The sequence below is a fragment of the Corynebacterium sp. HMSC078H07 genome, assembly GCF_001812805.1.
In the GTDB taxonomy this organism is placed as follows: domain Bacteria; phylum Actinomycetota; class Actinomycetes; order Mycobacteriales; family Mycobacteriaceae; genus Corynebacterium.
Window position 1 is genome coordinate 1 of the sequence record NZ_KV810464.1, and the last position, 9,579, is coordinate 9,579.

Genomic DNA, 9,579 nt, shown 5'->3' on the forward strand with positions numbered 1-9,579 from the left:
TGCCACTGGCGATCACCGGCGTGCTGGGCCTGGCGGCCGTGGTGTTGGTCCACGAGGTTGCCGAGGTCATCGTGATCTTGAACGGTCTGCGCGCCGCACGAACGAAGCGCTGAGGCTGCGACCGGCGAGCGTTATGGCCTAACCCCTTTGATCTATGAGCCACGAAATGTCCCTTAAGCCAGTTTGGGGCTTTGAAAACGGGCAACCGCCGTTTCGGCAGAAATAGGTGATGGCCCGCGCCTCGGGGGGGGGGTGCGCGGGCCATCTGTAACCCGGCATCGGGGGGGGTGCGCCGGGGCAGGCCGCACTGTATATCGGGGCCTTGCATCACACATTATGGCACGGCTTGGAAAAGATGACAACAGCTTGAGGCAACATTCCTTGAGAATCTTTTAAGAACGTCGCTGCGCGCCCGATTTGTGCTGCTGAGAGGCTACGATGAGCACTGTAACTCGCACAGATACCGGCAAGGTGCACTCCATGACCGAACACTTTTCTACGCCCAGCGGCAATGCTCGCGTGGCCGCGTTCTTCGACTTGGACAAGACCATCATCGCCACCTCCTCGGCCTACGCTTTTGGCCGGGAGTTCATGCACAACGGGCTCATTACCCACACTGAGGCGCTGCAGTTATCGCTGGCCAAAGCTAGTTACATGCTTGCCGGGCACAGTAGCGAGCATATGGATGCCACCCGGGATCAGCTTGCCGCCATGGTGGCCGGCTGGTCGGTACAGAAGGTCCACGACATTGCAGTGGAAACAATGCACACGGTGGTTACCCCCACTATTTATGCCGAGGCGCGCGATCTCATTGCTGCGCATCGTGAAAAGGGCCATGAGGTGGTGATCATTTCGGCGTCGGCAAGCGTGCTGGTCAAGCCCATCGCTGAGGAGTTGGGGATTGAACACGTCGTGGCCACTGAACTCGCGGAGGAGAATGGCCAGTTTACCGGGGAGATTCTCTTCTACTGCAAAGGCGCCGCGAAGGCCGAGGCGCTAAAGCGCATGGCACAGCAGCTTGGCGTGGACAAGGACGCTTCCTACGCCTACTCGGATTCGGCCACGGATATCCCGATGCTCAAGCAGGTTGGGCACCCGGTGGCAGTCAACCCGGATCGGCTCCTGAAGAAACATGCCGCAGATAATGACTGGGAGACCCGTACATTTAAAGACCCTGTACCGCTCTTTACCCCGCCGAGCGCCCGCGAGTTTGGGATTGGCTCAGCGGTGTTGGCGGGGATTGCGGCACTCATCGTCGGTGGCGTGCTGATCGCGCGCCAACGCAACAAATAAATGCAGGCCTAAGACTTAAGCCGCGCGGGCAATGCCGTCGGCTTCTTTAGCGCCGGCGGTCCAGGCCTGAAGTAGCAGCGAGAGCAGCTCAGCAGGGGCCTCGTCATAGGTGGACAGTGCCGAGCGATACGCGGCGCGGTGGCGGTTGAGGTAGGTTTCCGGCACGGCGAAGCCGCGTGGATCGAAGCCGGTATGAATTGCTGCGGTGCGGGCGGCAACGAGCGCCACGACGGTGCTGCGCTCCCCAAAAAGCTCGCGCGCGGCAATCTCCGCATGCAACACGACCGGCAGCAAGCGGTCATAGTCCACGCCGGCTCGATGAGTGATGAGCTGCGCCAACGCCTGGACCACCGCGGGTTCTTGGGTGGGACGGCCAGGCCCGCCCGAAGCGACGTCAATTCGGGCCAGGACCTGCAGCGGAGCCCGCGCGAAGGTGCGCACCGTCGTGGCCTGAACCTCGGGGGCGAGGAGGGAGTAGGCACTGACGGTTGGGGGGACGTCGGCAAGCGCAAGCGAGGCGCCATCGATTGCCGCGCACGCCCGTGCCCCGCGCAGCAGGGACTCCGAGGAAATCACCTCAAATTTGCGCAACCCCGCGGGCCGGCGGTGCACGCGGGCGATAGCACTGACTGCCGCCGCCGCGTTCTCCTCTACCCCGGATAGGGCCATCAACGGGGTCAGCGGGTCAGAACTAGGCATACCCATTACAATAACGCCGTACCCAAAAATGCGGGCCGCACCACATGGACTCTGAAAAGTTCATTACTATGGCCGATATAGATTGCGACAAAACAGTAGGAGTTTTTAACCGTGAGCAACGACGGACTATTCACTGACGGGTCCAACCAGTTCGCCCCGAAGGTAGACAGCATCCCCCTGAGTGATGCCGATACCTCCCGCCGCGGCGAAGCGTCCATCGGCCAGCTGGTCTCTAACGCTACCGAGCAGATGTCCCAGTTGGTGCGCTCCGAGGTGGAGCTGGCTAAGACCGAGCTCGCCGCCTCCGCCAAGAAGGGCGGCATCGGCGCGGGTATGTTCGGCGTCGCCGGCACCGTGGCGCTGTACAGCTCCTTCTTCTTTTTCTTCTTCCTCGCAGAGCTGCTAGCTAAGTGGCTCGACCGCTGGGCTGCGTTCCTCATCGTCTTCCTGCTCATGGTGGTCATCGCCGCCGTTGTGGCCTTTATCGGTTTCAAGCAGGTTAAGCAGGTTAAGGCACCGGAGAAGACCATTGAGTCCACGAAGGAACTCAAGAAGCTGGTCCCGGGCCGAGCTGAGAAGTCCATCGAGCGCGGCCTCTACACCTAAATTTTAGGGTCCTTTCGCTTTCCCCCTTTACCCCCGCCCCTCGTCCCTGAGGGGCGGATTTCGTCTATTGAAAGGCCTGCAGCAATGACGTCCCTGTCCCCGTCCGTGGTGGAGCTCGACGGCCCCTTTGAGCGCGAGTTCCTTCACACGCGCGGCATCCGCCTCCACGCCGCGACTGCCGGCAACCCGGACAATCCCCTCGTGGTGCTGTTGCATGGCTCCTTCGGCGGATGGTTCGACTTTCGGGATGTCATCGCAGTGCTTGCCGACGCCGGCTTCCACGTCGCCGCCCTCGACATGCGCGGCTTCGGACTGTCGGATAAGCCTCCACTGGAACCTGGGCAAGATATTCGTGTCGCAGTGGGAGACGTCAGTGGGGCAATCCGGGCGCTAGGCCATGACGATGCTTTCCTCGTTGGTGCTGATACCGGTGGTGCGGTGGCGTGGGCGCTGGCGACGGAGCGCCCTGAGCGTGTCCGAGGACTGGTATCTGTTTCCGCCGCGCACCCGGCTGACCTGCGCCGCGCGATTGCTGCCCGCCCGTGGGACTTTGGGTGGGTACTCCTGCGCGCGACGTTGTGCCGCATGAGTTGGCTGCGCACGCCGCGGTTGCTGATGCGCGAATCCGCCTACCGTCGGGAAATGGATCTCGATGCGCTCGGTTCCTTCAGCGAAGACGCGCGCGAGGAATCTCTGCGCTTGCGCATTGCCGCTTCCCAGATTGGCAATGTGCGTCGCGGCATTTTGTGGAATCACCGGCTGCGCACGGCCGTCGTACCGTTGAGTTGGCTCGACCTTACGGTTGCCGCGCCGGTGTTGTTTATCCATGCTGATCAGCTGTTGTGGCGGCCGGTGGCCCGCCGCGCGGCAAAGCGCTGTCGCGGAAGTTTTACCGCCACGACGATTCCTGGAACCAAGAATCTGCCTTTCTTGGAAAACCCGCGTGGTTTCGCTCAGACCCTCACCCAATGGATGCGAAGTACGTAACATACATGGAAATTCAGTGCCCTACCCCACACAGGGGGTGGGGTATATTTTTATTCTTCGAGGAAAACGCAGGTCGGCGGCGAATACCTAACGTACTATAGCTTTTATCACAGGACATATTTTCCGATTCCTTGTATGTAAGACACGGCACACGGTAGCTTCATAACAAACCAAACCACAGGTTTTCTACATCTTTCGCACCACGGAGGTCTAAGACCCACATGACGCTCAAGAAGACGCTTGCCGTTGTTTCCGCCGCTACCCTGCCGCTCACCCTCGCGGCCTGTGGCGGCGATTCCGACTCCGGCTCCACCGCTGCATCCGGTTCCGGCGACGGAATCATCGTTGTGAACGGCTCCGAGCCGCAGAACCCGCTGATCCCAGCCAACACCAATGAGGTCGGCGGCGGACGCATCGTTGACTCCCTCTACTCCGGCCTCGTCTACTACGACGGCGACGGCGAAGCTCAAAACGAGCTCGCTGAATCTATCGAGCCGAATGATGACAACACCGAGTTCACCGTCAAGCTCAAGGAATCCAAGTTCTCCGATGGCTCCCCGGTCACCGCGAACAACTTCGTTGATGCGTGGAACTACGCCGTAGCTAACGACCAGCTCAATGCGTCCTTCTTCTCCAACATCAAGGGCTTTAAGGAGGGCGTCGAGAAGCTGGAGGGCCTCAAGGTCGTCGACGACCTCACCTTTACCATCGCCCTGAACAGCCCAGAGCAGGACTTCCCGGCACAGCTGGGCTACTCCGCGTTCTACCCGCTCCACGAGTCTGCATACGACGACATGGACGCCTACGGCCAGAACCCGATCACCAACGGCCCATACAAGCTGTCCGAGTGGAACCACAACCAGGACGCGACCGTCGTTCCAAATGATGAGTACAAGGGCGGACAGACCCCGCAGAATGACGGCATCAAGTTCGTCTTCTACGCCTCCCAGGACGCTGCCTACGCCGACCTGCTCTCCGGTAACCTCGACGTTCTCGACGCCGTTCCGGACTCCGCCTTCGACGTTTACGAGGCAGACCTCGGCGAGCGCGCAGTAAACCAGCCCACCGCCGTATTCCAGTCCTTCACCCTGGGTGAGAACCTCGAGCACTTCTCCGGTGAGGAAGGCGCTCTGCGCCGCCAGGCCATCTCCCATGCGATTAACCGCGAGGAGATCACCGAGACCATCTTTAAGGGCACTCGCACCCCGGCCAAGGACTTCACCTCCCCGGTTCTGCCGGGCTACACCGAGGACATCAAGGGCAACGAGGTCCTGAAGTATGACCCGGAGAAGGCCAAGAAGCTGTGGGAAGAGGCAGACAAGATCAACAAGTGGGATAACCCGTCCCTGGAGATCGCCTACAACTCCGACGGCGGCCACAAGAGCTGGGTAGACGCCACCACCAACTCTGTTAAGAACGCCCTCGGCATCGAAGCGGTCGGCGCTCCGTACCCGGATTTCAAGTCCCTGCGCGATGAGGTCACCAACCGCACCATCAAGACCGCCTTCCGTACCGGCTGGCAGGCAGACATCCCGAGCCAGGGCAACTTCCTTGCCCCCCTCTACAAGACTGGCGGTTCCTCCAACGACGGCGACTACGCTAACTCGGACTTTGACAAGGCTCTCAACGAAGCCCTGACCGCCCACTCCGACGACGAGGCCAACAAGAAGTACATCGAGGCTCAAGAGGTCTTGTTCAAGGATCTGCCGGCCATCCCGCTGTGGTACTCCAACGCCACCGGCGGCTACTCCGAGAACGTCGACAACGTCGTCTTCTCCTGGAAGTCCCAGCCGGTGTACTACAACATCACCAAGAAGTAAGCCTTCACCCAGGCTTTTCGCTTGACCCCCGCAACCTCGGTGGAGCGGGGGTCTCCCCACGTTTTTACCCATAAGTGTGATTCGAAACGCTCTATAGATTTCTCACTACCTTAGATCACACACTAAAATCCTTATGAGCTACGTGGGCGCCTGTTAAGAGGGCGTCGACAAGCACCTGCCCACAAACGAGTAAAGGACCACACTATGTTGCGCTATATCGGGCGCCGAGTGCTCCAGATGATTCCGGTGTTCTTCGGAGCCACCCTGCTCATCTACGCGCTCGTCTTCTTGATGCCCGGCGACCCTGTCGAAGCCCTCGGCGGTGACCGCGGCCTTACCGAGGCTGCCCGCGCCCGCATCGAGGCCGAATACAACCTCGACAAGCCGTTCATCATCCAATACCTGCTCTATATCAAGGGCATCTTCATGCTGGACTTCGGCACGACCTTCTCCGGCGTGCCCGTGACCCAAGTGATGGCAAACGCCTTCCCGGTCACCGTCAAACTCACCGTCATGGCCATCATCTTCGAGGCTGTCTTCGGCATCTTCTTCGGCGTTGTCGCCGGTATGCGCCGCGGCGGCTTCTTCGACTCCACCGTGCTGGTCATTTCCCTGCTGGTCATCGCTGTGCCGTCCTTCGTCATCGGCTTTGTCTTCCAGTACATCGTGGGCATCAAGTGGGGTGTGTTGCCGGTGACCGTCGGCGCGAACGCCACCGTGAAGTCACTCCTCATGCCGGCAATGGTGCTCGGCGCCCTCTCGCTGGCCTACGTCATCCGCTTGACCCGCCAGTCCGTGGCGGAGAACCTGCGTGCTGACTACGTGCGCACCGCCCGCGCGAAGGGCCTTTCCAACGGTGCGGTGACCCGCCGCCACGTGCTGCGTAACTCGCTGATTCCCGTGGCCACCTTCATCGGTGCCGATATCGGTGCACTCATGACCGGTGCGATTGTCACCGAGGGCATCTTCGGCATCAACGGCGTCGGCGGCACCATGTACCAGGCCATCCTGCGCGGCGAGCCGACCACGATTGTGTCCTTTACGACGGTCCTGGTGATCATCTACATCATCGCCAACCTGCTCGTTGACCTCCTGTACGCCGTACTTGATCCGAGGATCCGCTATGCCTAACTTCGAGAAAACTACCCCCTACCCGGGCCAAGAGCACTTCGTTTCCGCGACCGACGAGACGGGCCTCGGCGCAGTCGACGCCGTCAAGGACGAATCTGCGCCCTCCTCCCAGTGGGGCGAGGCCTGGCGCTACCTGCGCCGCCGCCCACTGTTTTGGATTGCGGCCGTCATGATCCTCGTGGCCATCCTCATGGCCGTCGTCCCAGGTCTGTTTACCAATACCGACCCGCGCCTGTGCGAGCTATCCAAATCCCTTGCCCCGGCTGAGCCCGGCCACCCATTCGGATTTAACCGCCAAGGCTGCGACATTTACTCCCGCGTCATTTACGGTGCGCGGGCGTCGGTAGCCGTGGGCGTTCTTACCACCCTCCTCGTGGTGGTTCTAGGCTCCCTCATCGGTGCCGTCGCTGGTTTCTTCGGTGGCTGGATCGACTCCGTGCTGTCCCGCATCACGGACATTTTCTTCGCCATCCCGCTGGTGCTGGCCGCCATCGTGGTCATGCAGATGTTCAAGGAGCACCGCACCATCATCACGGTGGTCTTAGTCCTCGGCCTCTTCGGCTGGGTATCCATCGCCCGTATTACCCGCGGCGCGGTGGTCTCCATCAAGAACGAGGAGTTCGTCCAGTCTGCGCGCTCCATCGGCGCATCGAACTGGCACATCCTGTTCAGCCACATCCTGCCGAACGCTGCTGCCCCCATCATTTCCTACGCCACCGTGGCGCTGGGTACCTACATCGTGGCGGAAGCTACCTTGTCCTTCCTGGGCATCGGTTTGCCGCCCACGTTCGTGTCCTGGGGCGGCGACATCTCCGACGCGCAGGCGTCCCTGCGCGTAGCCCCGGCAGTCCTGTTCTACCCGGCGGGTGCGTTGGGCCTGACCGTGTTGAGCTTCATCATGATGGGTGACGTCGTCCGCGACGCGCTCGATCCGAAGGCGAGGAAGCGTTAATGACTACTCCACTTCTTGAAATGAAGGACGTCCACATCTCCTTCACCACGTCCACCGGCGTGGTAGAGGCCGTGCGTGGCGTCAATATGTCCATCTACCCGGGCCAGTCCGTGGCCATCGTGGGCGAGTCAGGCTCGGGTAAGTCCACCACGGCGATGTCCATCCTGGGGCTTTTGCCGGGAACCGGCAAGGTCACCGGCGGCCAAATCCTCTTCGAAGGTGAGGACATTACCCACTACAACAACAAGCAATTCGAAGCGCTGCGCGGCAACAAGATTGGCCTGGTCCCGCAGGATCCGATGTCCAACCTCAACCCGGTGTGGCGCATCGGCACGCAGGTCGAGGAATCCCTCAAGGCCAACAACGTCGTGGAGGGCTCCGAGCGCCACAAGCGCGTCGTCGAGCTCCTAGAGGAGGCCGGGCTTCCCGACGCCGAACGCCGCGCCAAGCAGTACCCCCACGAGTTCTCCGGCGGTATGCGCCAGCGCGCGCTCATCGCTATTGGCTTGGCTGCGCGCCCGAAGCTGCTCATCGCCGATGAGCCCACCTCCGCCCTCGACGTGACGGTGCAGAAGACCATTCTGGATCACTTGGAACACCTCACTGAGGAGCTGGGTAATGCGGTGCTCTTCATTACCCACGACCTAGGTCTGGCCGCCGAGCGCGCCGAGCACCTCATCGTCATGCACCGAGGCCGCATCGTGGAGTCGGGCCCCTCGCGGGAGATTCTGCGTTCCCCGCAGCACCCCTACACGCGTCGGCTTGTCGACGCCGCCCCCTCCCTCGCCTCTTCCCGCATCCGCGCCGCCAAAGAAGCCGGCGTGGAAGCGAAGGAGCTGAAGACCGGCGAGGCCAACGCCGCCGACGGCGCCCACAGTAGCGCCGAAACTTCTGCGGTGGAGCCGGGTGCCGCTGTTCCGCTCTCCGCGCAGTCGACCGCCTCTGATGCCGCAGCGCCAGGCACTGCGGAACCGGTGATTTCGGTGCGCAACCTGACCAAGGAGTTCAACATCCGTGGCCAGCGCGGTGAGAAGAAGCATCTCAAGGCCGTGGACGATGTTTCCTTCGACATTCGCCGCGGCACCACCTTGGCCTTGGTGGGCGAGTCTGGTTCCGGCAAGTCCACGGTGGCCAACATGGTGTTGGGTCTTTTGGAGCCGACCTCCGGCACCATTGAATTCGAAGGCCGCGATACTTCGACGCTGTCGAAGAAAGAATTGTTCAACCTGCGTCGCAAGATGCAGGTGGTCTTCCAAAACCCGTATGGCTCGCTGGACCCGATGTACTCGATCTATAAGTGCATCGAAGAACCCCTCGCGCTGCACAAGGTTGGTTCCCGCAAGGAACGCGAGGCCCGCGTGGCCGAGCTTCTCGACATGGTCTCCATGCCACGCTCGGCTATGCGCCGCTACCCCAACGAGCTGTCCGGCGGTCAGCGCCAGCGCATCGCCATTGCCCGCGCGTTGGCGTTGAAGCCGGAGGTCATCGTCCTCGATGAGGCCGTCTCCGCCCTCGACGTGTTGGTGCAGAACCAGATCATCCAGCTGCTGGCCGAGCTTCAGTCCGAGCTCAGCCTCTCCTACCTCTTCATTACCCACGACCTCGCGGTGGTCCGCCAGACTGCCGATGACATCGTGGTCATGAAGAAGGGCCAGGCCGTCGAGCAGGGCACTGCCGACGACATCTTCGAGAACGCCCAGCAGGACTACACCCGCAACCTCATCAACTCGGTGCCGGGTATGCACCTGGAAATCGGTACCGGCCACTAGCCTGCGCTTAGCGACGCCTCCCAACCCGCCAACCTCCTCTGGTCGGCGGGTTTCGCCGTCTCGGCGCTCGCCTCCACTAGCTGTGGGATCGCCGATGTGCCCGCTAACCGTGGTGTGGTTCGCGGGTTTCGGCGCGGGCGCGTGGTTAGGCGTTCCGGCGCTCGCGTTGCCTCATCGCGGGCGTTTAGCCTGCACGCGGCGGTGGGGCGGGCGGCTGGCCTGTTCCTGGCGGCGGGTCGGGTGGCTGGCCTGTGGCTTGTCCTGTTTGTTCGGCGGCGAGTCTGGCTATGGCTTCTTGGTATTCGGGCATGGCGGTAATTGG

General features: G+C 61.7%; 8 protein-coding genes. 7 read left to right on the top strand and 1 reads right to left on the bottom strand.

All coding sequences use genetic code 11. The features are described from left to right. The first annotated feature begins 480 nt into the window (after nt 1-480). Nucleotides 481-1,293: an HAD family hydrolase gene (locus tag HMPREF2875_RS04260; protein ID WP_070670637.1), complete on the top strand. Its 813-nt coding sequence runs from the start codon at nt 481-483 to the stop codon at nt 1,291-1,293. 15 nt (nt 1,294-1,308) lie between these two features. On the opposite strand, the gene HMPREF2875_RS04265 is transcribed toward HMPREF2875_RS04260, so the two are convergent. Beyond that, nucleotides 1,309-1,998, bottom strand: a complete 690-nt coding sequence (locus HMPREF2875_RS04265; RefSeq protein WP_070670624.1) for an oxidoreductase — start codon at nt 1,996-1,998, stop codon at nt 1,309-1,311. 105 nt (nt 1,999-2,103) lie between these two features. Here HMPREF2875_RS04265 and HMPREF2875_RS04270 point away from each other — a divergent pair, with 105 nt between their 5' ends. The 6 genes from HMPREF2875_RS04270 (at nt 2,104) to HMPREF2875_RS04295 (ending at nt 9,257) form a co-directional block, all read left to right on the top strand. Beyond that, entirely contained in the window at nt 2,104-2,598 is a 495-nt protein-coding gene (locus HMPREF2875_RS04270) for a phage holin family protein (RefSeq protein WP_070670626.1), read from the top strand. A gap of 84 nt (nt 2,599-2,682) precedes the next feature. Next, nucleotides 2,683-3,585, top strand: coding sequence for an alpha/beta fold hydrolase (locus HMPREF2875_RS04275; protein ID WP_070670628.1), 903 nt, complete (start codon nt 2,683-2,685; stop codon nt 3,583-3,585). A gap of 221 nt (nt 3,586-3,806) precedes the next feature. Then, nucleotides 3,807-5,405 (top strand): peptide ABC transporter substrate-binding protein, encoded by a 1,599-nt coding sequence (locus tag HMPREF2875_RS04280; RefSeq protein WP_070670630.1) that lies wholly within the window; start codon nt 3,807-3,809, stop codon nt 5,403-5,405. A 204-nt stretch (nt 5,406-5,609) separates the two neighbouring features. Then, nucleotides 5,610-6,536: an ABC transporter permease gene (locus HMPREF2875_RS04285; protein ID WP_039673340.1), complete on the top strand. Its 927-nt coding sequence runs from the start codon at nt 5,610-5,612 to the stop codon at nt 6,534-6,536. After that, entirely contained in the window at nt 6,529-7,488 is a 960-nt protein-coding gene (locus tag HMPREF2875_RS04290; protein WP_070670633.1) for an ABC transporter permease, read from the top strand. Before HMPREF2875_RS04285 ends, HMPREF2875_RS04290 begins: the two co-directional genes overlap by 8 nt. Further along, a complete protein-coding gene (locus tag HMPREF2875_RS04295; RefSeq protein WP_070670634.1) occupies nt 7,488-9,257 on the top strand; it encodes an ABC transporter ATP-binding protein in 1,770 nt (589 codons plus the stop codon). Before HMPREF2875_RS04290 ends, HMPREF2875_RS04295 begins: the two co-directional genes overlap by 1 nt. The last annotated feature ends 322 nt before the right edge of the window (nt 9,258-9,579 follow it).